Source organism: Paenibacillus sp. CH40, assembly GCF_024213605.1.
GTDB lineage: Bacteria > Bacillota > Bacilli > Paenibacillales > Paenibacillaceae > Paenibacillus > Paenibacillus polymyxa_B.
Genome location: NZ_JANAVQ010000001.1, coordinates 148,012 through 170,844 on the forward strand (window position 1 = coordinate 148,012; position 22,833 = coordinate 170,844).

Here is a 22,833-nt window from a genome sequence, read left to right on the forward strand (position 1 = left end):
ACCGGTGATCCAAATTCGGAATATACACAAATCGTTCGGCTCGCTGGAAGTGCTTAAGGGTGTTGACGTGACGTTGGATAAGGGGAAAGTGCTTGTTATCATTGGTCCTTCCGGCTCTGGTAAAACAACGCTTTTACGCTGCTTGAATTTGCTGGAGGTTCCTGACCAAGGAGAGATCCAAGTAGGGGATATTGCACTGAATTTTGCGAAAGGAACGAAGCTCCGGCAAGAAAACATTTTGGCGCTGCGAAAGCGGACAGGGATGGTATTTCAATCCTACAACCTCTTCCCGCATATGACAGCCGTACAAAATGTGATGGAGGGACAAGTCACGGTTCAGAAAAAGAGCAAGGACGAGGCGCGCAAACGTGCATTGGAATTGCTAAAAAAAGTGGGGTTGGCTGATAAAGCGGAATCCTATCCTCATCAGTTATCGGGAGGACAGCAGCAACGAGTCGGTATTGCCCGGGCAATGGCGGTCGAACCTGAGGTACTATTGTTCGACGAACCGACCTCTGCGCTTGATCCTGAGTTAGTAGGTGAGGTGCTTAAGGTCATAAAGCAACTGGCTGCTGAAGGGATGACCATGGTTATTGTCACCCATGAAATGAAGTTTGCAGCTGAGGTGGCGGACCATGTGATTTTGATGGATCAGGGTGTAATCGTTGAGCAGGGTACGCCGCATGAGGTTTTGGAGCAGCCGACCAGTTCGCGGGCTATTCAATTTTTGAATCGTCTAAGCGGGGAAGCAGAATAAAGGGAATTTGAGTGTTTGTTAAATATAAGCGATTAGACTGAATAAAAAGGCAGCTACAGGCGGGCGTTGAAAAATAAGCCCCGCACCCGTAGCTGCCTTTTACTCATCATTTGTCCTCTTTTATTTCATTTTTAATGTAAGCAAAAAAGTACCCAATAGAATACAACAGCCTGCTATGAATGGTGCGAACATATTTGTATCAAATAAAAATCCCGCTAGAGTGGGGCCGACAATATTTCCGACACTCATATAGGCATTATTCATACCAGCTACATATCCTTGCTCATTCCCTGCCATCTTCGATAATTGTGTATTAAGAGCTGGACGAAGCATAGCGGTAGCAAAGAAAATAAGGGAAGTGAGAAGGAAGATACTCCAAAAATCTATGGTGAAGAGAAACAAAATATAAGCAGCTGAGGTGAAAAGAAGCGAACCTTTGATCACCCTTTGTTCACCAAACTTATTAATTATTTTAGCAACAACTAGTGCCTGCATACCGACTCCGATCACAGCACCTGCGGTTAGAATAATTGAAATATCTTGCGGCGAGAATTGGAAGCGGTTCGTTACATATAAACCAAGAACAGATTCAAAATTAGCGAGTCCAAAGGTCATCACCAGAACAAGTACAAAGAGCATCGCATACTTTGACTTTAACGATCTCACATATTGTTTGTACATAGATTCCTTCCGAGTAATTCTTGCCCGAGCTGCCTTCATTTGTTCTTTCGTCAAACTTTCAGGTAAACAAATCATTGAAAAAATAACTGCAATAATAGCCGCACCCGTTGCTATATACAGCGGCACTCTCGTTCCATATCCTGCAAGAAGACCACCAAGTCCAGGACCGATGACAAATCCGAATGACATGGCTGCGGCTAGCAGGCTATTTCCTTTGGCGCGTTCTTCGGTTGTTGTAATATCCGCCACATATGCCATCATGGGCGGAATAATCAGGGCTGCTGCCATTCCTTCCAGAAGTCTTGAGGTATACAGCATCCATAACTCATCTCCGATAGCAAAGATAAATTTAGCTACAGCAAAAACAATGCCACCTACGACGATGAATGCTTTTCTCCCATATCGATCAGACAGTTGCCCAGTCATTGGAGAGAGCAGGAATTGTGTCACTCCATAGGCTGCTACCAATAAACCGATCGCCCGCCCACTGGCACCAAATTCAATGATCAGTTCTGGCAGGATGGGGGTAATTAAACCAACGCCCACCATAACGATGAAGATATTAATCATTAGGATTCCAAGTATTCTTTTCATGCAAAAAACCTCCTGATCCATTGGTTTCTGGATAGGAGGTAGACGTACGAACAAGAAGATACACTGCTCCCGTCAAAGAAGCAATGCTCTTATCGTTAATACCCAAAAGCCTACACTAATCCTATCCAGAAAATTCGTAAGATTACGATTTTTTTCTTTGGTGGAATAGGATTAGTAGATCATTGGCTTAAGGTCACCCTTTCGATACTTTATTGTTTATCAACGTAACATAAATTTCTTGATAAGGCAATGAAAGGATAAATCAGAAGAACCCGACTCGTCCTTCGGCCACATTTTTTAGCCAGTCCTGCTTACGGCTCTTATCGAGCTCGCCTCGCATACCTTTAATAATCAGCTCAATATCGGCTTTTCCCTGCTCATGCCACTCCAGAGCAGTGCTGACATACAGTTCTCCGAGCTGAGCCAAGGAAAAACCGTCAGTCATGGCTGCCGCCTTCTGTGTACCTGTTTCCCCTGCAAAAACAAGGAAGTTACGCAGCTTGAGATATGCCAGTCGCAGCGCTTCGTCAGGCAAACTAATTTCATAAGCCCGGTCGAAACGCCCTGCCCGGTTCATCAGACCCGGGTCGATTTTTTCGGGATAATTGGTCGTTCCGATTAGGAAGATGCCCTCCTTGGATGTAGCACCGTCGAGGGTATTCAGGAAAAAGGAACGCACCTCCTGAGGCATGGAATCAATGTCCTCAATGACTAGCACCATTGGAGCCAGGCGAGTAGCCGCCTCGAACACCTCTTTGACCGATTCACTGGTTGTATACTCCGTAATTTGCCAGTAGGCTGCCGGACCCGGTACACTGCTGGCAATAGATTTTACAAGTGTTGTTTTACCGTTGCCCGGATGGCCATATAGCAAAATACCACGCTTATAAGGAATGTTATAAGTCTGATAGAAGGTACGATCCGCTTCAAAAAACTGATCGAGTGATCGGAAAATATCCCGTTTGATTTCCGCTTTCAAAATCACGTCATCCCTCGTAATTGCGCGGGTTATCGGCTCTGCCTGCCGAGAAAGTCCACGGCTTGTGTCGGTAAAAACGGTGACACGCATCATATTCTGCTTACGTTCACGACCGCGTACTCCCGCGAGGAAGCCTTGCAGCTCCTGGTCGCCTATCGCAAATACGTAATCTTCATTGTACACGCCATTCTCACGGAAAAAGGGAACTCGCGCCAGCGCGATGCCCCACTTGGGATAGGCGAATACATTATTACGCATCGACAGATGCACGCCGTATTCAGGAGTCGGTCCGTCATCGTCATACTGGATGGTGCGTTCCTCCAAACGATCGAAGACTCGTGCCACATGCTCCAGATCGGGACTGCCTGAACGAATGTCCTCCTCCAGCAGATCCCAATACTCAATATTGGGATCATCGCTGGCATACAGCACGTATTTTACGCCGTAGCGGTTATAGAGTGCTTCACTGATACCGTCAATCAGACGAGCATAAGCGGCATAACCGGTAATGCGTCCATCTGTACGTTCATCAAATTCGTAAATAGCTGGGATGTCTATACTCAAATTATTTGGCTCCTTTCAGGGCGGCCAGCGGCTTGCATTTGGCTACAACTGCTGCGAGTCCTGCCCCGGTGACACTTTCGATAATATCATCTACATTTTTGTAGGCCTGTGGAGACTCGTCGATAATGCTTTCCAGTGATGCCTGATTGACCACAATTTCATCGTCTGTCCCTACACCCAGGGCCCCTGCAAAATCGTCCACACTGACGAGTCGTTTGGTCGCAGAACGCGAGCGAATCCTGCCTGCTCCATGGCAAATGGAGTGGAAGTTATCCTGACCGCCCGGTAAACCTACCATAATATAAGAGGCTGTCCCCATAGAGCCGGGGATCAGGGCTGGATGCCCTGTCGCCTGATAAGGCCGCGGATTGTCAGGGTGTCCTGCTGGAAGAGCACGCGTAGCACCTTTACGATGCACAAACACGCTGCCGTGATCCGGATGGGATTCCTCCCAAGCATAATTGTGCATTAGATCGTACAAAGTACGCAACTCGCACTTTGTACCAAAGACATCGCGGAAGGCTTCACGCACGGAGTATGCGATGAGATGTCGGTTCACCACAGCATAATTCAGCGCCGAATACATCATATCGACATAATGTGCAGCCTCGGGGTGATCCAGCGGTGCGAATACTAGTCTCGGGTCGGAGGTACCGAGCCCGAGACGGCTCATTGCCTTGGCAATGGCAGATGAACTGGCCTGGCTGACTGCTCCCCCCCAAGCCCGTGATCCCGAATGAATCATCACAGCCACCTGACCGTCGAACATACCCCAAGCTTCAGCTGTTTCGCGGTTTTCCTCCGCGATTTCAATCGCCTGGATTTCGACGAAGTGATTGCCTCCACCCAGCGTGCCGAGCTGTCGGTGAGCCCGATGCCACGTACGATCTTCGACAAGATTCAGCACCTCCTCGTCAAATGAGAACTTACTGTGTTCTACATGGGTGAGTGAGGTGGATTTCTTAGGAGTGTAGCTGTCCGGAATATATTTGTTGGGTAAGCCGTGCAGACCCTTGCGTACAATATGCTCCAGTCGGATATCCGAATAATGCCCGCGCTGGTGGGCTTCCATAGGCAAGTATTTGTCGATGGCTTTGACCAGCTTACGGCGCAGCTTGGTTTCCTTCAAAGCATCCTTGTGCAGATTGGTCAGGTGTACGCGCATGCCGCAGCCAATATCACTGCCAACGATGGAGGGAGATACATAGCCGTCCTCTATTCCCCATACAGCAGTCGTACCGATGCAGGTTCCGACGCCTACATGTACATCTGGTGTGTATCCCATATAGCGGATACCCGGAATTTGTAAATTGTTATTAGCCATCTCGAACACCTTGTAATCTAGTGAGGAGAAAAGTTGCTGAGAAGCATATACGGTTAGATCACCTGCCGGAAGCTTCATCAGATGGCTGTATGGTCCTTTATGCAAGGACGAGTCGGTTGTATGTTGTATATTCATATAAATGGGTAGTTCCCTTCTTCAAGTAAATTCATAAATACTTGCATAAAAAGATATAAAAAAAACAAAAAAGCCGCAGACTTGTCGTCTACGGCTTCCTGCACCGAAAGTGTCATTACATTTTATGATCAACACATCATAAATACGTAAAATAACCTGTTCTTCCAATAGCATAAAAAAATAAAAAAGCCTGGCTAATCACGCCGTCAGACAGCGTGATATCACCCATCATGTCGCCCGAACGGGGCCGATGAGACGAAAACTCAAATATGTGGTTGTGCTATGCTGCCTGTCTGTCGTTATCATGTAAAGCTCAGTCATGTCTGTCGGCCCCCTTTTCTTAAAGTTAATTGCTATGTTAATGGAAACCTGTGGAAGCTGTCAACCCTGAAAGGTAGAAGTGTGGGGAAATGTGACTTTACTCACGGTGAAGTGTGAGTAACATCATAGTTCAATTGGCCCAAAGCTGATATTGTACTAAATATTCAAATATTCAGATATTGTTGAACGTTTATAGGACAATTCTGTGAGGGGGACGGAGCAGGCATGGAAGGAGATCTCCAGAAATTTAAGGCCGACTTTTTCAAAGCATTGGCTCACCCTCTGCGCATCCGCATTTTGGAGGTGCTGAGTGAAGGGGAACGGAATGTGAACGAGCTACAGACTGCGCTCGGTTCCGAAGGTTCTGCCGTATCGCAGCAATTGGCCGTTTTACGAGCCAAAAATTTGGTGAACAGTTTCAAGGAAGGTACATCGGTCGTGTATTCACTACGTGATCCGCTTTTGAAGGAGCTGCTTGCGGTGGCGCGGCGGATTTTTGACAATCATTTGGTCGAAGCGATCTCGTTGCTGGAAGGTATACGTAACGAGAAGTAATGCTATTACAGAAAAGAAGGGTTACAGGAATGAAGTGGATAGGAAGGTTCGAAGGCTATAACGCAGGAGCTTTGCGTAAGGATCTCATTTCCGGAAGTATTGTAGCGATTGTGGCGATTCCGCTTGGTATGGCGTTTGCCATTGCATCAGGAGTAAAGCCGGAATATGGGCTGTATACGACCATTGTTGCGGGAATTTTGGTTTCGCTACTGGGAGGGTCAAAATTCCAGATCGGAGGACCTACGGGTGCATTTATTCCGATTTTGCTGGCTATTGTCATGCAATACGGTTATGAGAACCTACTCATAGCCGGTTTTATGGCGGGCATTATGCTCATTTTAATGGGTGTGCTAAGGCTGGGGGCACTGATTAAGTTTATTCCCAAGCCAGTAACAATTGGCTTTACGGCCGGAATTGCCGTGACGATATTCAGCGGTCAGATTGCTAACTTTCTCGGCTTGCGCGGGGTAGAGCGGCATGAAACTTTTCTGCCTTCCATGGCAGAGCTCATCCATCGACTTCCTTCACTGAATGTATATAGTATCCTGACGGCTTGTATCTGTCTTGCCGCGCTTATTTTGGTGCCTAAAAAATGGCCCAAGATACCCGGCTCACTGGTTGGTCTACTCTTGTCAACACTGGTGGCAGCTTTACTTTTTCCAGGGCAGGTGGCTACGATTGGCTCTGCGTATGGCGCAATTCCAGCATCTTTGCCTGAGCTACATATTCCTGTGATGACGTGGGATTTGATCGTGAAACTCTTGCCGCCAGCACTTGTTATTGCAATGCTGGGAGCTATTGAATCTTTGCTTTCAGCGGTGGTAGCTGACGGTATGACGGGAGCCCGGCATAACAGCAATCGTGAACTGGTAGGACAAGGGATAGCTAATTTGCTGACACCGCTGTTCGGTGGCATTCCTGCGACAGGTGCAATTGCCCGCACCGCCACAAATATCCGTAACGGTGCTGTTTCTCCTATGTCAGGCATCGTACATGGGTTCGTGGTGCTCCTCATCCTGGTGCTTTTCGCACCTTATGCGTCCAACATTCCGTTGGCCAGTATGGCTCCGGTGCTGATGGTAGTAGCTTGGAATATGAGTGAGCGCAAGCATTTTGCACACATTCTCAAAACGCGGACAGCGGATTCTATTGTGCTGGTTGTCACCTTTTTGCTGACAGTTTTTACGACGCTGACAACGGCTGTGGAGGTAGGTTTAATTCTGGCAGTTGTATTGTTTGTTAAACGCATGAGCAGTACACTTTCAGTAGATAAGGTACTTCCTGATCCTTCTGTAAAACATGAAAAAGTAGGAGCCCATATGGTCACAGATCAGCATGATTGTCCACAGGTGGCTATTTACAATGTGGAAGGCCCTTTATTTTTCGGTGCAGCCTCGGTATTGGAAAACTCAGGTGTGGGAGGTCGGACTGACCACCTACAAGGGATTTTGTTGTTGCGTATGGGGAAGGTCCCTTTTATGGATATGACGGGAGAAGGTAACTTTACCGCATTAATTCAGAAATACCGGCAGTCTGGCGGAACGGTGCTTGTTTCCGGGCTTCAGCCTCAACCGCTGGCATTACTACAGAAAACCGGATGCTACGACATGATTGGACAAAAGCATTTTTTCGAACATACAGGAGAGGCCCTGACGGCTGCCCTTGCGCTGGTCAATCAGGATCATTGCTGTGGATGTAGGCAAATGGCTTTCCGAGAATGTACGAGTCTGTGCCGCAGATCGCAGCAAACCAAATCTTCCTTTCCAGATGGAGCCGTTTCGGTTCCCATACCTGTAAATAGCGGCAGATAACACTCTTTTAAATTTGTTGCTGAATGCCGAAAAATCTCTTCTAATCCTTGAAACCAAGTGCATAACAAAGACTTGCATTTGCTTCGAAAATGGAAGAGATTTTTCTCTTCTTCAAGAAAAAAAGGAATAAAATTCAAAAAAATGCTTGAATATCTGATTTTATGACACTATACTAGATTCAAAAGATACCATATGTTTCATTCTTTTGTTTTAAATTGTATTTTAATACTTGCACATTAACCTCCTCGATTACTTCTAAATTTCTTATCCTACCTTTCTCTTCATTTTTTTCACTTATCATTTTCAAACTTGTCCACCTGTTTCTACCCGATGCTCGTTCTTTACGGTCTGCACCAAGGGTTGTTCACCTCAGAATGATGACCTATGGATATCACCTCGGCGGAATCTATATTTTTTAAAGGAGGTGAGTACCAGAGGCTATTTTGTGAGCTTTTGACGTAGCTGCCCGGAAGGCTGTCCTTGAGAATTAAAAAACCAAGTAAAGGGAGATGGAAAGTATTGATTAAGTCGAAAAATATCAAAAAGACGCTGTCGGTCAGTTTTACCGCTCTTCTTGCTTTTTCTCTGATTTCTCCGGTATATGGTGATTCCAGCACAACCACCTCAGCAGGAGCATCGACGATTTCCGCCAAGGTTTCTGCCAAGCTGAACCAACAATTCAGTGCCAGTGAGTATGTCACCTATCTGGTTAAATTAAAAGATCAGGTGGATACGGAGTCAGTTGCCAAGCATGCTTTTCAAAAGGCCTCTGCAGAGCAAATTTCACCCGCTGCTGCTAAGCTTTCTGTACGTACAACGGTTGTGAACTCTCTCATGGATACAGCAGAAAAAACGCAACAATCCGTGGAGGAATACTTAAAGAAGGAAGTCAATAACGGAAACGTCAAAAAGTACAAGAGTTACTTTATCGTGAATGCATTTGCGGTAACCAGCACGAAAGAGGTCATGGATAATCTCGCCACACTTCCTGAGATCGACAAAATTTTACCGGACGAAAAGCGGGAACTGCAAAAGGTAGAAATAGATAAGGATGCCCAGCCCGTAGTTGAGGAATCTACAGCTGACCAAGCGGTTGCAGATCAAGCCGCTGTAGATACGGCTGTGACCGAAGAGAATGCGCAAAAATCAGTGGAAGAATCCGTGTATAAGGATGCTGTAACGCCGAGCCGTGTCGAGTGGAATATCTCTAAAATCAAAGCACCACAGGTTTGGGCCAAAGGCATCGACGGCAAAGGCATTGTAGTCGCCAATCTGGATACAGGCGTTGAATATACTCACCCGGCGTTGAAAAGAAAATGGCGTGGTCTGAACGCTTCCGGTCAGGTCGTTAATCCAGAACTGAGCTGGTATGATGCGGTTGATGGAGCATCACTGCCAACTGATTCAAATGGACATGGTACACATACGATGGGTACGAGCGTTGGATCGGACAGCAACGGTACGAATGAAATCGGTGTTGCCCCTGGCGCCAAATGGATTGCGGTTCGAGTATTCAATCCAGATACGACCGACTCCATCTTACTGGACGGTGGACAATGGATTCTTGCTCCTGTAGATAAAAACGGTAAAAAGCACCCTGAGCTTGCACCGGATGTGGTGAATAACTCTTGGGGCGGCGGACCTGGTCTGGATGAATGGTATCGTCCAGTCACCAAGGCGTGGAGAGCGGCTCAGATTTTCCCTGAGTTCTCCGCAGGCAACACAACATTGTCCAATCCGGGCGGACCTGGGTCTGTAGCCAATCCGGCAAATCTGCCGGAAGCCTATGCGACAGGAGCCACGGACATTAACAACAAGCTGGCCAGCTTCTCACTGCGCGGTCCTTCTCCTTATGGCGAAGTGAAGCCTGAAATTTCGGCTCCTGGTGTCAACATCCGTTCTTCTGTACCGGGTGGAGTGTATGAGGGGGGATGGAATGGTACCTCCATGGCAGGTCCGCATACTGCTGGATTAGCGGCATTACTGCTTCAGGCCAAGCCATCTTTGACTGTGGATCAACTGGAGGATGTTATTTCAAAAACAGCGACGCCGCTGACAGATAGCCAGTATCGGACTTCACCGAACAATGGTTACGGATATGGTCTGATCGACGCGCTTGCTGCGGTGAACTCCGTACTTAAGTGAGGATTTTGCAAAAATCCCATAAGCGACTTCCAATGAACAAGATATAGAGCGAAAGATAGGATTAAGAAAGACCCCCGAAATCCCTTTGAGCGGCTCGTACAGAGATTGCATACACCTGTTAACCGTGTAATGCACTATTACGTAGCCGCAAAAAAGGGGTTTCGTACATAAAAGAATATAAAAGTCATAGAATTTCAAGAAAAATGCAAAAAAATGACTTGTATATCTGTTTTGATAACTTTATACTATTCCATAATATATGATTATATATCAATTTTTAATATAAACTGTAATGATATAACATGTCTTTTCTTCGAAGTTCTCCTGCTTTTTCTCCTTGGTTTCTACTAAATTTCATCGCTTCCTATTGGGATTGTAAACTCACCTATGAAGTACCACCATCTATGAACAGCCAAATATTTTTGTGCCTCTATATTCTATGAAGGAGGTGGTCGCCAACCACATCGTGTTGCGCAACCCGTGTGTTTGATGTGTAAGGTATGAGGTCTTACTCTGTACAGGTTATTCCAGAAACATTAAACCTAGTAAAAGGAGTGGAGAAGTAATTGATTAAACCTAAACGATTCAAGAAACCACTATCTATCGGACTATCTTTGCTAATGGCCTTTTCCTTTGTTCAACCTGCTTTGGCGAATAACACACCGGATGGCTCCAAGCTGGAGCTGAAATCCGCCTCGCACAAGGTCACGACCGCGAAGGTGTCCCCGAAACTGACCAAACAGTTTGAGGAGAATAACTATGTTACCTATCTGGTCAAATTAAAAGAACAGGTAGACACCAACAAGGTTTCCAAAAATGCACTCCAAAAGGCCTCACTTGAGAAAATAACACCTTCCGCTGCAAAAATGGCTGCGCGCAGCCATGTGATCAGTTCTCTGCGTGAAACGGCTTCAAGAACCCAATATGGGCTTGAAAATTATTTGGATAAGCAATCAGAGAGCGGCGGAGTGAAGGAATATAAAAGCTTTTTTATTGTCAATGCATTGGCTGTAACAAGCACCAAGGAAGTGCTGGATCATATTTCGCAGCTGCCTGAGGTCGATAAAGTCTTGCCGAATGAAACGCGTTATCTGCAAAAGGTGACGGTTGACAAGCAAGCAGAGGGAGCAAATGCCAAAACGGCTGAAACAGCCACAGCAGCAACGGCGAAGTCTGCAACGGTAGAGAAGGCTGTTGAGCTGGAGAAGGACGATGGCAAAACATCGGCTAAGCCTGGCAATGCAGGTAAGAACGCTGTAGACCCATCTACGGTGGAATGGAACATATCCCATATTAACGCGCCACAAGTGTGGGAAAAGGGAATTGACGGAACCGGAATCGTGGTTGCCAATCTGGATACAGGTGTAGATTATACACATCCGGCCCTTCATCGTAAATGGCGGGGTTTGGACGCGGCAGGCAATGTCGTGAATCCCGAGCTGAGCTGGTACGATCCGCATAGTCATGCGACGCTTCCGGTCGATCAGGAAGACGATTCCCATGGTACACATACGATGGGCACGATGGTCGGCTCTGAGGAAAACGGAACGAATCGAGTTGGCGTTGCACCTGGTGCGAAGTGGATTGCGGTTCGGATTTTTAATCCGGAAACGACGGATGCGATTATACTGGATGGTGGTCAATGGCTGCTTGCGCCAAAAGATGCTCAAGGGAATCTTCATCCCGAGCTTGCTCCAGACGTAGTGAACAACTCGTGGGGAGGTGGACCGGGTCTTGATGAATGGTTCCGCCCTGTGGTTCAGGCATGGCGGGATGCTCAAATCTTCCCCGAATTCTCCGCAGGTAATACCTCTCTTTCCAATCCGGGCGGACCTGCCTCGGTAGCCAATCCGGCGAACTATCCGGAATCCTTCGCTACTGGAGCCACGGATAGCAATGATAATCTGGCCAGCTTCTCATTGTTAGGACCATCACCCTATGGTGAGGTGAAGCCAGAAGTTTCCGCACCGGGTGTTAATATCCGGTCATCTGTCGCTGGTGGCGCCTATAAAGGCGGGTATAACGGTACTTCCATGGCGGGACCTCATGTTGCGGGCCTTGCAGCTCTGTTGCTGCAAGCGAATCATTCGCTTACCGTAGATCAGCTTGAGGAAATTTTGATGAACACAGCTACACCGCGCACGGACAGCACATATCCTACTTCGCCAAACAATGGCTACGGACATGGTGTCATTAATGCGCTGGATGCAGTCGGTTCGGTCATGCAAGGTCTAGGTTCCGTGTCTGGTAAAGTTGTAACGGGTGGCGACGATCTGGAAGCACCTGTTCTCGAGCATACACCGCCCGCAGCGGCATTCGAGGGTATTGATATACCTCTGACTGCTCATGTAACGGATGATGTCGGCGTGACAGCCGTTGAGGCATTTGCCAAAACAGCAGGTACGTCAAACTATGTATATATTCCGTTGGAACGGACCTCCGGCGACAGCAAAGATGGTACATATCAAGCGTCTATCCCGACTTTTTTGGTGGACAGCGCTGGTCTGGAATATTATATTCGTGTAAATGATTATGGTAATAATGGATTTGAAACTGAAGTATACAAGGTTAAAATCTCCAAAGGCGTAAAACCAGGCTACACACAAGACTTCGAAAAAGACATTGCCGGTATTAATATCGGTGGACAGGGCAGTGTTTGGAAATGGGGAACTCCGACAAGTGGCCCTAAAAGCGCACATTCGGGTACAAAGGTCATCGCGACTAATCTCGAAGGCCAATATCAGGCCAACTCCAACAGTTATTTTATGGCCCCTCCGATTGATCTGACCGAGAGCTCAAAAGGGGCACTGGTCAGCTTCAAGCATTGGTACGATCTTGAAAACAATTCTGATTTCGGCAAAGTGTACGTAGCGACCACAAACAATCAGAATGCGTTTGAGCAGGTATTATCGTTTACTGGCACCAGCAACGGCTGGAAAACACAATATCTTGATTTGCGGGCATTCGCGGGTCAAAAGGTATACCTCCTGTTCAACTTTACGAGTGACAATACGGTTGTGAAAGATGGCTGGTATATTGACGATCTGTCGATTCAGGAGCCAGACACCGTTGCACCTGCTGCGCCGAGCAATTTGACTGCTGAAGCAGATACTGTGGGCAACGTCACACTGGCCTGGAATGCTTCCTCCGATGATGATGTAAAGCAGTACAAGGTGTATCGTTCTACCCAATCAGGCAAAAATTATACTTCCATCGGTACAACCTCAGCACTGACACTCACAGATACCATCACGGTCGGTGGAGCGACCTATCATTATGCAGTGGCGGCTGAGGATTATAGTGGCAATGAAGGAATCAAGTCGAATGAGGCTTCTCTGAGAGTAGACGTGCCAGATACGCTGTATAGCGATCATTTTGACGGCAGCTCGGATAATGGCTGGACTCATTCCGGTACCAAGGATGAGTGGGAACGCGGCATTCCCAAGGAAGTAGGACCAGAGAGCGCAGCGTCCAGACCCAATGTGTGGGCAACCGATCTTGATAGCAATTATGAGAACGGAGCTGAATTTTCGCTGGTTTCTCCCAAAATTAATTTGCAGGCTGTACGCAACGCAACACTGACCTTCAATCACTGGTTTGAAATTGAGGCCGGCTATGATTACGGTTATGTGGAAGTGTCCAAAAACAATGGCGACACGTGGAGCGAGCTGGGCAAGTTCTCTCACAACACGAACGGGAAAAAGTGGACTCCAGTTTATTACAATCTGGATAGCTACACCGGCAATGAGATTCAAATTCGCTTCCGTTTGAAATCGGATAACAGTGTGAACAAGAACGGCTGGTACATTGACGATTTCCGTGTGCTGGGCATTCCAGCTGCGACAGTGACCAAGGACATCGTACCTGAGTCGAATATCAAGCTGGAAAAAGCGGAAGAACAATTCCCGCTGTACAAAATTACAAGCACTGAAAAGAGTGAATTCCAGGAGAAAGTGAAGCCGGCAGAAACAACGGTGGATAGTGGACGTGTCGGGCTCGACAGTCTTCCAGCCAGCGCTACGGTTACGGTATTGGAAACCGGACGTTCGGTGAAAACGGATCCGACCACGGGCAAATACAGCTTCACCCATGTAGCGGGCGACTATACGCTGAAGGCTGAAGCCTATGGTTACGTGCCTCAGACGAAATCAGTCACGATTGAGAATAACAAAGTCATCAGAGCAAACTTTAGTCTTCAGGCCGTACCTCACGGTACGATTCACGGGGTCATTACCGACAAGCAATCCGGTGAACCGATCCAAAAAGCGAAAGTGTTGGTGCTGGAGGATGCACGTATTGCTCCGGTAGAGACGAATGAGGCTGGAGAATTTACGCTGGACGTGCTGGAAGGAACATACACATTGTCCATTTCAGCTGAGAATTATTATAGCGACAGTGTATCCGTTACTGCTCCTCCGAACGGTAGTGTGGAAGCGAATGTCACGTTGAAACCTTTCATCGGGTTCCAAGGAGGCATTGCCTACGATGACGGGACAGGAGAAAATGCTAGAGCCTTTAACGCGGCAGGCAATTCATGGGCAGTCAGAATGACGCCTGAGTCGGAAGTGGCTCAAGTGACAGGAGCATCGCTATTGTTCTGGAACTCTGCCTTTCCGAATCCGGGAGGAACGGCATTCCAATATTCTATCTATGACGCCTCCGGTGCGGCAGGAGCACCTGGACGATTATTGGCTGGTCCATTCGACGGGACTGCCGTAAGGGATGAGACACAATGGACGACGGTGCAGCTTCCAGAGCCGGTGACGGTTCAAGGTGACTTCTACATCGTATATACACAGTCTGCTGTAGGCACACAGTCGCCGGGTCTTGCTACAGATGAGAGTGGCCCGAATGCACTTCGCAGCTGGCAAGGTGTAAGCGGAGCATGGAGCCAATCACCTGAGGAGGAAGGGAACTACATGATCCGGGCTATCGTCAGATATCCGGTGAATGCTCCAACGATTACGACTCCTACGAAGGCTACGTATACGCAGGAAGAGTCGATTACCGTAACAGGAACTTCCCCGGCAGAAGGAGCCGATATTCAGCTCTTTAACGGTAAGGAGCTGGCTGGCACAACGAAAGTGAAGGATCGTCAGTTCAGTTTGTCGGTTGATCTTCAGCCAGGTGCTAATCCGCTAAGTGTTCAAGCAGCGGTATACGGCAAATTAACGGATCGTTCCGAAACGGTAGTTGTGACGCTCGATCAGACTAAACCGGGTCTGATCCTGACTTCTCCTGATGAAGGAGCCCGTACGAACGCGGGTGTAGTTAGTGTTATCGGTACCGTGTACGACGAGTTCCTCACCGAATTGTCGATTAACGGTGAGCCCGCTGAATTTGGAAGTGATGGAAGCTTTAACAAGCGATTGCTTATCAACGAAGGCGAAAATCAAATTACGGTGACGGCCAAGGATCTTGCCGAAAACGAAACAACCGTTACGCGCTCGGTGTATGTCGATTCAGCTCTGCCGAAGCTTGAAAACATTAGCCCTGCGGAGGATGTGCGTATTACTCCAGGGCAGCCGGTACGAGTATCCTTTGACAGTGCATCCGGTTTGGAGGCGTCCTTCCATGTGGAGCTGCCTTTCAACCTGTCCACTTTGGGCCGCAACGATATTCCATTAAATGAAACTTCGTCAGGCCACTATGAAGGCACTTATTTCACTTCATCTTCTCTGAACCTGGAAGGCGGAGTCATCGTGATCCGGGTAAGGGATGCAGCGGGAAATGAAGTGGAGACGGAGGCGCCAGGAAAATTGTATGTAACCAATGGTGGAGGACAGAACCCTGATCCGAATCCACCTACATCCAATGAAAAGCCAGTAGCCATTATTCAGGCTAATGAATCAGCTAAGAAGAACAAAAATGTACAATTTAACGCCAAAGCTTCCCGTGATATAGATGGTGAAATCGTCAGCTACAGCTGGAATTTTGGCGATGGCGATACGGCGGTCGGTTCCAAGGTGAAGCATAAATTCACCACAGCTGGAACGTATACCGTAGAGCTAACGGTGACGGATAATGACGGCGCAAGCGGTAAGACTGTGCATACGATCACAATCCGTTAACAGCCAGTAGGAAAGGGAAGGCTTCTTTTAGAATAGCAATGAAGGCCCACAGCAAGCCACGGTTTATAGAGGCTGCTGTGGGCCATTTTTAATTGTCGAGCCGTTCAGGAAGCGATACAATGAATAATGCTCATAAAGTGAATCATTTCACAATAATATTTTTAGCAGGAGAGGATTATATGATTCATTTGCAAAAAGAAAGCGGACGTATCCGTCTTGTGCTGGATGCCTATTTTATGGGGGAAGATATCATTGTACTCATTTCTGGCGGTGATCAGCCGCATTTGGGAACGATTACAGCAGGGGCTAGGCTCGAGCCGATTCAAACTGTGCAATTACAAAACCATAAGGAATTTTATATTACCGAAGAAATTGCAGTTCGCTTGCGAAAAGAGTTTGCGGGCAATTTTGCCATTTGCTGCGGCGCACATTTGGACCATGCAACCAAGGACGAAATCAGAGTGCTGACAGATATGGCTATACAACTGGGAAAAGAGCTCATTGGAGAACTCAAGCAAGCACGCTAGTAGCGACCTTTTTAAGTGAACTCCTGAAAGAGCAGATTGCGATAGGGATACTTGCTAAAGGGATACTTAAAAAGCAAGGCAAAGCCATCATCCTCAATTTGTACGGATTTCAGTGCAGAGGATGGAATCAAACTACGGATCATGACATGAACTGCACGCTGGTCTTGCCTGTTGATCGCTTTAGCTAAGGCAGAAGCAAAACATGGATTACGTGCCAATTCGCGATACAGCGGAAAAACGGCTTTTGCGATGGCACGATGAACTCTCGGCTCAAACGTAAACTGCACAGTCCCCGGTGGAATCGTCGTTCCATTCGTATAATAGAGCATCGGTGGCTGAGCTAAAAAGGAAATGAAGTAGCCGATGCCATTTGTGCCTAAGCCTTGTTTGGCGGCAAATGGCGCTACTGAGCAGAGAAGGGATTTCATCCGATCCAAATTGCCCTGAACGACAGCTCGTGACCATTGGACGGCAAAAGCACGTCGGGTTGCAATAGCTTTGTAAAAGGGTAGCATGGCAACGGATATTTTCCTAAGTGTATCTGCATTTAAACGTTTGTGAGGCGAGCCCTTTCTACGGGATGTTGCATGATATAACATAGCTCCGACCTCCTTGGCAGGATGCTCTCATGGAGCGCAATTGATCTGTAACAGGTAAAATACTGTATGCCCGGTTACCTCAAAAAGTGCTAATATCGCTAGGTTTCTTCTTTTTAACGTTCTAATTTAAAAAATTGAAATAAGTACTGTCCTGATTTGTAAGATTGTGGTACCCTAGAACTTATATAATTGCTATTTTACTTATTGGAGTTGAATTTAACGGATGAGTGATTTGTACAAGGAGCCTCGATCTTCCGATCCTTTTCAGGAGACGAACGATTATAACGCCCCATTTAACCCGCCCCCAGTAGTTCCACCTACGAATAGTAAAGCTGTTGCCTCGATGGTGCTCGGGATTTTATCTGTGGTCATTCCCTATATCGGGTTGATTATCGGAATTGTGGGTATTATTTTGTCCAGTCTTTCCCTGAAGGAAATTAACCGTCATGGCGAGCAAGGCAGAGGTATGGCCATTGCTGGATTGGTATGTAGTATTATCGGTACACTGATTTATACACTGATCATCATTTTTATAGTTATTGTTTTTATTGTAGCGGCCTCCAGTGGCGATCCGGATATTTTTTCAGACATTTAATGAATTGAAGAATGCTTGAGTCAGACAAACCATTCACGATTTGACTATTGGATGTTATGATAAAAGGAGTCCAATGAAGGAGAGTGAAGCCGTATGGCACGTACTCAAACACAAAAAGCGCTGAGCAAGGCAAAACGCGCTGGAATCTATTGTGCGGCACAGAGCCGCAAAACGAATGACCATTATGGCGAGATTTCACAGCACATACGAATGAAGCCGACCAAGCAAGAACAATTACAAAAGGTCAAGCACAAGAAGCGAATCGTTCAGAGCGACGCTTCTTTTTTTTTGTCTTTAGCGAGAATTTTTTTGATTTTATAGAAGTTGTCACAATCAGGAGACAGTATTCGTTATACAGATAATGACGGACACACAAGGAGGTGATCCTATGGAACGGTTCAGCCCCGGGGCCAACGACCATACAGAACATGTAGAATCCGTCGTGGAACGCGTCAAAGCTGGCGATCAACAGGCTTATGCCACCATCATACGTACTTATGAAAAGCAGATATATATGTACTGCTATTACATTCTGAAAAACCGCGAGGAAGCGGAGGATGCGGTACAGGATATATTTATCAAAGTATATCAGGCAATAGGTAAATATAGACAGCAGGTTTCCTTTTCGGCGTGGCTTTATAAAGTAGCGTACTATCACTGCCTGGATCAAATTAGGAAAAAAAGCCGCTGGCATCGATTAATATCGATCCAAAAAGAGCAACAGCAACAGCAACATCTAGATGATTACTATCCATCCGATGATGAACGCGAAGTCGATGAGCTTCTAATGAATCTGAATTCGGAAGAAAGAAATCTTGTGCTGTTGAAAGCTGTTGAGCAGTACAGCTTTGAGGAGATCGGAGAAATTATGGATTGCAAGCCCGCGACTTTGCGAAAAAAGTATGAACGGTTACGCAAAAAGCTGATTCAGCAGAAAATGAAAAAAGGAGGGCTAACGAATGAGCGCATGGCAGGATCAAACTGAACACGAGCAAATGGAGCAAATCCGTCGCACGGTCCAAAATAAGAAGATGCCTCAGGTTAGCTATACGGATGATATTATGAAGAGGTTGGGGGAAATGGACGGGGGGAGCGGGAAGTTAACGTACAAAAAAGGCACATGGACCAAAAGAGTGGCCGTTAGTGCGTCTGTAGCGGCAGTGTTGGGAGGACTGGTGTTGGGAAGCGGTTTTGTGTCCCCAGCTATGGCCGAAACGTTAAAAAACATCCCGTTGATCGGCAGCGTATTCCAATATAATTTTGACAGAAGCTTGCAGCAAGCCAGTAAATCTGGATTGACGACGACACCCCATTTGAGTGTATCCCGCGATGGAGTGACCTTGAACATCAAAGAGGTTATGTTTGACGGAACACGGCTGGTGTTCATGATTGAACGCCAAGGGGTAGAAGATGAGAGGATTATGTCCCCTTATTTGCCCGAGGAAGCCGTGAGTGTCGAGGGGAATACATTGGAGAAGGTACCCGTGGAAAAGCAAAAAAAGGGGTATTTGTTCACACCTAAGGTCTTTATTGAAGGACAAAAGATGGTGTACGGTTCGTTTACGGACGCGGTTGGCAAAAAGGAAGACGGCAAGCTCATCGACAATATGGCTATGTTTGAAATCACCAAAGGACTGTCGGAGAAAAATCTATCTGACGAATTTGAGATTACAGTAAAAGTGAATGTGAGCGGCTTCCATGAGCCATTTGAATTTCAGGTGCCGGTGAAGAATTTATCCAAAAACAAAATTTTGCTGAAGCCTGATAAGACACAGGGCAGCGGAACGTTCAGTTACACGGTGAAGCAGATCGAGCTGACTACGGTAACAACCCGTCTTATTGTGGACAGCAAGGGCAAAGTACCGAGCACCGCGGAGCAATCAGGCGATTTAAGTGCGACTAAAATGTATTACGACATTGTGGATCAGGACGGAAATCAGCTGGAGCAACATATGTTAGGTCTGTTCCATCGCAGTCCTGATTCCGAATACCATGAGGATGAAGCATACAGTCCATTTACAAAAACACCGACCTCCATTACGATCAAGCCGTACACTATGACGGTTAAGAAGGACTGGTCTGTGATAGAGGATCAAGAGGGAAATTGGGCCAAAACATATCATAAGGATTTGGAAATGACGATCCCAGTCCCATCTCAATGATAAAACAACCCAACCCGGACGATAAAGGAGAGGAAATACGAATGAAGCAATATATTAAAGTGAAGCGTATAATATTCAAATCGGCTATTCTAGCTTCAGTAACTATGATTATGGGTACAGGAGTGACGATTTCCGATACTGCATGGCAAATCCAGGCAGCAGCTGCACAATCAACTGCCCCGGCGGCAAGCGCAAGCAGTCTGACACGGGATGGCGTCACACTGACGGTCAAAAAGGTGAAATATGACGGGATTCGTCTGACCGTGCAAATTGAACGCAAGGGGATCAACAAGATCAGTACAATGCCTCCTTTCAGCAAGGACAAATCCCGGAAGTTAGAAAAGGGTTACCTAATAGATCCTCAAATATCTATTAATGGAGAAAAAATAAGTTTATTGAGAGTCTCAAACGCGGTATTCGACGAAAATAAAAAAATGTTGGATAATACATTAGAAATCGCAATAGACAAAGGATTATCTGAAAAAAATCTGCCAGACTCATTTGAAATGGCATTAAAAATCAATGTTAGCGGCATTAAAGAACCATTTTCATTTAAGGTGCCTGTGCAGAATACGGTGAAGGACAAACTGGTCCTTAAGCCGGAAAAAACGCAGAGCAGCGGAGATTTCAGTTATACCGTCAAGCAGATTGAGCTCTCCTCGGCCAATACCCGGATCATTATTGACAGCAATGGTAAAGTGCCGAGTACATCCAAACAGACTGGAAATTGGAGTGCAACCAAGATGTATTATGACATTGCGGACCCGCAAGGCAAACTGATTGCTCAAGAATTGATGGGAATTTATAACAAGGCTCCGGCGCTCAATTATCACGAAGTTGAAATGTATGCTCCGTTTGCAACCAGACCCTCTTCCATCACCATCAGGCCGTATACGCTGACCGTCAACAAGAAGTGGACGCCTATGAAGGATGCCCGGGGTAAAGAGGTCAAAACATACCATAAAGACTTAGAAATGGTAATCCCGTTGAGTAATTGACCTTACAGAAAAACAAAAGAAGCGGAGCGAATCGTTCAGGCAACGCTTCTTTTGTGCTTCGAAAGATTCAATCCATTACTGCGAAAAAGGACTTGATAATAATTATCATTCTTGTTAGAATATCATAAGAAAGAAGGAACCCGGGCATGGGCTCCTTCATTATAAAGCTTAGGCTTGAAATCAAAGATTTACTTGGCTTCGAAGGTTTTGCAGTCTGTTTCTTCGGATTTGTGAGTGTCTTCAGGTCTGTTGCTTACGATATAAATGGAGCTAGCGCTACATTTATTTTCTTGGGCCCAGTACGTACATGAATTGACTTCACACAGAACGTCTTTTGCCATGTTGTACACCTCCTTATATGGATGTGATGGGCTGAGCAAATAGTATCACGGTCAGTCAAGGTAGGACTTGTCCAACTGTGTTTACCCTCTTGTCAGGAAGAGGGATTTTGCTATGCCTACTTGTACAATATCAAATGAAATTTAAAATTGCAATGTTTGCTTCATTTTGCAGTTCGAAGCGGACACAAGTGTCCCTTTTAATTAAAAAACAAAAGCTGTCCTCCATGCAGAACGAAATGTTTCTCTGCTGGAGAACAGCTTTTTTTGTTTTTCTGACATAATGACGATATGAAAAGACTTAGCGCACGTTAGGAATATTTACGATGGGATCGATGTCAGCATCATAGTCTACGCCCTCGAACTCAAAGCCGAACAGTTGGAAAAATTCGTGACGATATCCTTCAAGATCTGACAATTCGTAGATATTGTTGGTCGTCAGCGCCTCCCATATCTTCTCAACCTCTGCCTGTACGTCTTCGCGCAGTTCCCAATCATCAATACGAATACGTCCTTCTTCATCTACAGGAGTTTCTGGTGCGTACAGACGCTCAGCAAACAGGCGGTAGCTCTGTTCTACGCACCCTTCATGCAGCCCTTTTTCCTTCATTACCTTATATAAAGCAGAAATATACAGAGGAACGACAGGGATAGCGGAGCTAGATTGGGTAACGAGTCCTTTGGTGACTGCGACGAAGGCGCGTCCGCCTGTAACTTTCAGCTGATCGTTCAGCTGATGCGCTGTCTCCTCCAAATGATCCTTTGCACTTCCGATACTGCCTTCTCTGTAGATGGCTTGCGTAATATCTGAACCAATATACGAAAAGGAGAAGGTTGTTGCAGTATCAGCCAATACACCGCCTTCACGCAAGGCGTCAATCCACAATTTCCAGTCCTCACCACCCATAACCTCTACCGTTGCTTGTACTTCTTCTTCTGTTGCGGGTTCAAGCGTCACGCTGCTGACTTCCCCGGTGTGGAAGTTAACGGTCTTGTTTGTGTAAGGCTTACCAATAGGTTTGAGCACGGAATTAAACGTTTCGCCTGTGCGAGGATTTGTACGACGACCTGAAGCGACACTGTAAACCACCAGATCGACTTGTCCCAGTTCTTCGCGAATGGCTTCCACCGTTTTGGCTTTGATCTCATCCGAGAAGGCATCGCCTGTCACGCTTAAGGATTTAAGCCCAGCTTCCTGAGCAGCTTTTTCAAATGCAGCAGAATTGTACCAGCCTGCCGATGCTGTACGTGTGGCCGTAGCATTACTAGGGCGATATACACCAATTGTATTGGCACGCGCACCGAAGGCGGCAGTAATGCGAGAAGCCAACCCATATCCGGCAGATGCCCCGATCACAAGTACATTACGGGGTCCCTGGATAGCAGGACGGGCCTGTACATAGTCAATTTGCTCCTGAACATGTTGGGCACAGCCCACCGGATGAGCAGTGGTGCAGATAAAGCCACGTGTTCTTGGTTTGATAATCATGTTATTGTAATTCCTCTCTTCTTGTAGCGATCTTCACCCTTACTATTTTAACTTTTAACTATTTTTTTTCAAACGTGGATTTCAGTAAGTATCCTTTTTACCCAAAAGTGTATCCTTGCACGGGGTGGCAAGTGCCTAAGGGCCTGCATATGATGCTGTAACGATAAATACGAGAAGGGAGAGAGCTG

At 46.6% G+C, this 22,833-nt stretch carries 17 protein-coding genes; 11 read left to right on the top strand and 6 right to left on the bottom strand.

Annotation, left to right across the window (positions count from 1 at the left end; genetic code table 11):
* Positions 1-4 precede the first annotated feature (4 nt).
* Complete coding sequence (locus NLX73_RS00620) at positions 5-757, top strand: amino acid ABC transporter ATP-binding protein (protein ID WP_061828725.1); 753 nt, start codon at positions 5-7, stop codon at positions 755-757.
* A gap of 120 nt (positions 758-877) precedes the next feature.
* On the opposite strand, the gene NLX73_RS00625 is transcribed toward NLX73_RS00620, so the two are convergent.
* The 3 genes from NLX73_RS00625 to NLX73_RS00635 all read right to left on the bottom strand — a co-directional run bounded on the left by NLX73_RS00625 (position 878) and on the right by NLX73_RS00635 (position 5,034).
* Complete coding sequence (locus tag NLX73_RS00625; protein ID WP_254325088.1) at positions 878-2,032, bottom strand: MFS transporter; 1,155 nt, start codon at positions 2,030-2,032, stop codon at positions 878-880.
* A 262-nt stretch (positions 2,033-2,294) separates the two neighbouring features.
* Positions 2,295-3,575: an AAA family ATPase gene (locus NLX73_RS00630; protein WP_254325089.1), complete on the bottom strand. Its 1,281-nt coding sequence runs from the start codon at positions 3,573-3,575 to the stop codon at positions 2,295-2,297.
* Position 3,576: 1 nt separating this feature from the next.
* Entirely contained in the window at positions 3,577-5,034 is a 1,458-nt protein-coding gene (locus NLX73_RS00635; RefSeq protein WP_254325090.1) for an RtcB family protein, read from the bottom strand.
* Between the two features lie 546 nt (positions 5,035-5,580).
* On the opposite strand from NLX73_RS00635, the gene NLX73_RS00640 reads away from it, so the two are divergent.
* The 5 genes from NLX73_RS00640 (at position 5,581) to lpdD (ending at position 16,464) form a co-directional block, all read left to right on the top strand.
* The gene (locus NLX73_RS00640) at positions 5,581-5,910 is read left to right on the top strand and encodes an ArsR/SmtB family transcription factor (RefSeq protein ID WP_061828729.1); all 330 of its coding nucleotides are present in this window, start codon (positions 5,581-5,583) and stop codon (positions 5,908-5,910) included.
* Between the two features lie 29 nt (positions 5,911-5,939).
* The gene (locus NLX73_RS00645; RefSeq protein WP_254325091.1) at positions 5,940-7,721 is read left to right on the top strand and encodes a SulP family inorganic anion transporter; all 1,782 of its coding nucleotides are present in this window, start codon (positions 5,940-5,942) and stop codon (positions 7,719-7,721) included.
* A gap of 519 nt (positions 7,722-8,240) precedes the next feature.
* Positions 8,241-9,866 carry a S8 family serine peptidase gene (locus NLX73_RS00650; RefSeq protein ID WP_069290144.1) on the top strand — a complete coding sequence of 542 codons (1,626 nt, stop codon included), beginning with the start codon at positions 8,241-8,243 and terminating at the stop codon, positions 9,864-9,866.
* A 566-nt stretch (positions 9,867-10,432) separates the two neighbouring features.
* Positions 10,433-15,937 (top strand): S8 family serine peptidase, encoded by a 5,505-nt coding sequence (locus NLX73_RS00655; RefSeq protein ID WP_254325092.1) that lies wholly within the window; start codon positions 10,433-10,435, stop codon positions 15,935-15,937.
* Positions 15,938-16,116: 179 nt separating this feature from the next.
* Entirely contained in the window at positions 16,117-16,464 is a 348-nt protein-coding gene (gene lpdD, locus NLX73_RS00660; RefSeq protein WP_023989817.1) for a prenylated flavin chaperone LpdD, read from the top strand.
* Positions 16,465-16,475: 11 nt separating this feature from the next.
* Here the strand turns inward: lpdD and NLX73_RS00665 are convergent, their stop codons facing one another.
* Positions 16,476-17,063 (bottom strand): hypothetical protein, encoded by a 588-nt coding sequence (locus NLX73_RS00665; RefSeq protein WP_254325093.1) that lies wholly within the window; start codon positions 17,061-17,063, stop codon positions 16,476-16,478.
* A 223-nt stretch (positions 17,064-17,286) separates the two neighbouring features.
* On the opposite strand from NLX73_RS00665, the gene NLX73_RS00670 reads away from it, so the two are divergent.
* The 5 genes from NLX73_RS00670 (at position 17,287) to NLX73_RS00690 (ending at position 20,818) form a co-directional block, all read left to right on the top strand.
* Positions 17,287-17,658, top strand: coding sequence for a DUF4190 domain-containing protein (locus NLX73_RS00670; RefSeq protein WP_025720792.1), 372 nt, complete (start codon positions 17,287-17,289; stop codon positions 17,656-17,658).
* A 93-nt stretch (positions 17,659-17,751) separates the two neighbouring features.
* Positions 17,752-17,979 (top strand): hypothetical protein, encoded by a 228-nt coding sequence (locus NLX73_RS00675; RefSeq protein ID WP_254325094.1) that lies wholly within the window; start codon positions 17,752-17,754, stop codon positions 17,977-17,979.
* Positions 17,980-18,046: 67 nt separating this feature from the next.
* Positions 18,047-18,643: an RNA polymerase sigma factor gene (locus tag NLX73_RS00680; RefSeq protein ID WP_250260722.1), complete on the top strand. Its 597-nt coding sequence runs from the start codon at positions 18,047-18,049 to the stop codon at positions 18,641-18,643.
* Complete coding sequence (locus NLX73_RS00685; RefSeq protein ID WP_254325095.1) at positions 18,618-19,820, top strand: DUF4179 domain-containing protein; 1,203 nt, start codon at positions 18,618-18,620, stop codon at positions 19,818-19,820. The genes NLX73_RS00680 and NLX73_RS00685 overlap by 26 nt, the downstream gene beginning before the upstream one ends.
* Before the next feature lie 41 nt (positions 19,821-19,861).
* Positions 19,862-20,818 carry a DUF5643 domain-containing protein gene (locus NLX73_RS00690; protein WP_103049391.1) on the top strand — a complete coding sequence of 319 codons (957 nt, stop codon included), beginning with the start codon at positions 19,862-19,864 and terminating at the stop codon, positions 20,816-20,818.
* Between the two features lie 188 nt (positions 20,819-21,006).
* On the opposite strand, the gene NLX73_RS00695 is transcribed toward NLX73_RS00690, so the two are convergent.
* Together NLX73_RS00695 and fabV are read right to left on the bottom strand one after the other, a co-directional pair.
* The gene (locus NLX73_RS00695; RefSeq protein ID WP_013311427.1) at positions 21,007-21,159 is read right to left on the bottom strand and encodes a DUF1540 domain-containing protein; all 153 of its coding nucleotides are present in this window, start codon (positions 21,157-21,159) and stop codon (positions 21,007-21,009) included.
* A 298-nt stretch (positions 21,160-21,457) separates the two neighbouring features.
* Positions 21,458-22,645 (bottom strand): enoyl-ACP reductase FabV, encoded by a 1,188-nt coding sequence (gene fabV, locus NLX73_RS00700; RefSeq protein WP_254325096.1) that lies wholly within the window; start codon positions 22,643-22,645, stop codon positions 21,458-21,460.
* Between the last annotated feature and the right edge of the window lie 188 nt (positions 22,646-22,833).

Bases quoted from the DNA above. Each gene is read 5' to 3' on its own strand.
- NLX73_RS00625 (WP_254325088.1), bottom strand. From the start codon at position 2,032: ATGAAAAGAATACTTGGAATCCTAATGATTAATATCTTCATCGTTATG.
- NLX73_RS00635 (WP_254325090.1), bottom strand. From the start codon at position 5,034: ATGAATATACAACATACAACCGACTCGTCCTTGCATAAAGGACCATAC.
- NLX73_RS00640 (WP_061828729.1), top strand. From the start codon at position 5,581: ATGGAAGGAGATCTCCAGAAATTTAAGGCCGACTTTTTCAAAGCATTG.
- NLX73_RS00645 (WP_254325091.1), top strand. From the start codon at position 5,940: ATGAAGTGGATAGGAAGGTTCGAAGGCTATAACGCAGGAGCTTTGCGT.
- lpdD (WP_023989817.1), top strand. From the start codon at position 16,117: ATGATTCATTTGCAAAAAGAAAGCGGACGTATCCGTCTTGTGCTGGAT.
- NLX73_RS00665 (WP_254325093.1), bottom strand. From the start codon at position 17,063: ATGTTATATCATGCAACATCCCGTAGAAAGGGCTCGCCTCACAAACGT.
- NLX73_RS00670 (WP_025720792.1), top strand. From the start codon at position 17,287: ATGAGTGATTTGTACAAGGAGCCTCGATCTTCCGATCCTTTTCAGGAG.
- NLX73_RS00675 (WP_254325094.1), top strand. From the start codon at position 17,752: ATGGCACGTACTCAAACACAAAAAGCGCTGAGCAAGGCAAAACGCGCT.
- NLX73_RS00680 (WP_250260722.1), top strand. From the start codon at position 18,047: ATGGAACGGTTCAGCCCCGGGGCCAACGACCATACAGAACATGTAGAA.
- NLX73_RS00685 (WP_254325095.1), top strand. From the start codon at position 18,618: ATGAGCGCATGGCAGGATCAAACTGAACACGAGCAAATGGAGCAAATC.
- NLX73_RS00690 (WP_103049391.1), top strand. From the start codon at position 19,862: ATGAAGCAATATATTAAAGTGAAGCGTATAATATTCAAATCGGCTATT.
- NLX73_RS00695 (WP_013311427.1), bottom strand. From the start codon at position 21,159: ATGGCAAAAGACGTTCTGTGTGAAGTCAATTCATGTACGTACTGGGCC.
- fabV (WP_254325096.1), bottom strand. From the start codon at position 22,645: ATGATTATCAAACCAAGAACACGTGGCTTTATCTGCACCACTGCTCAT.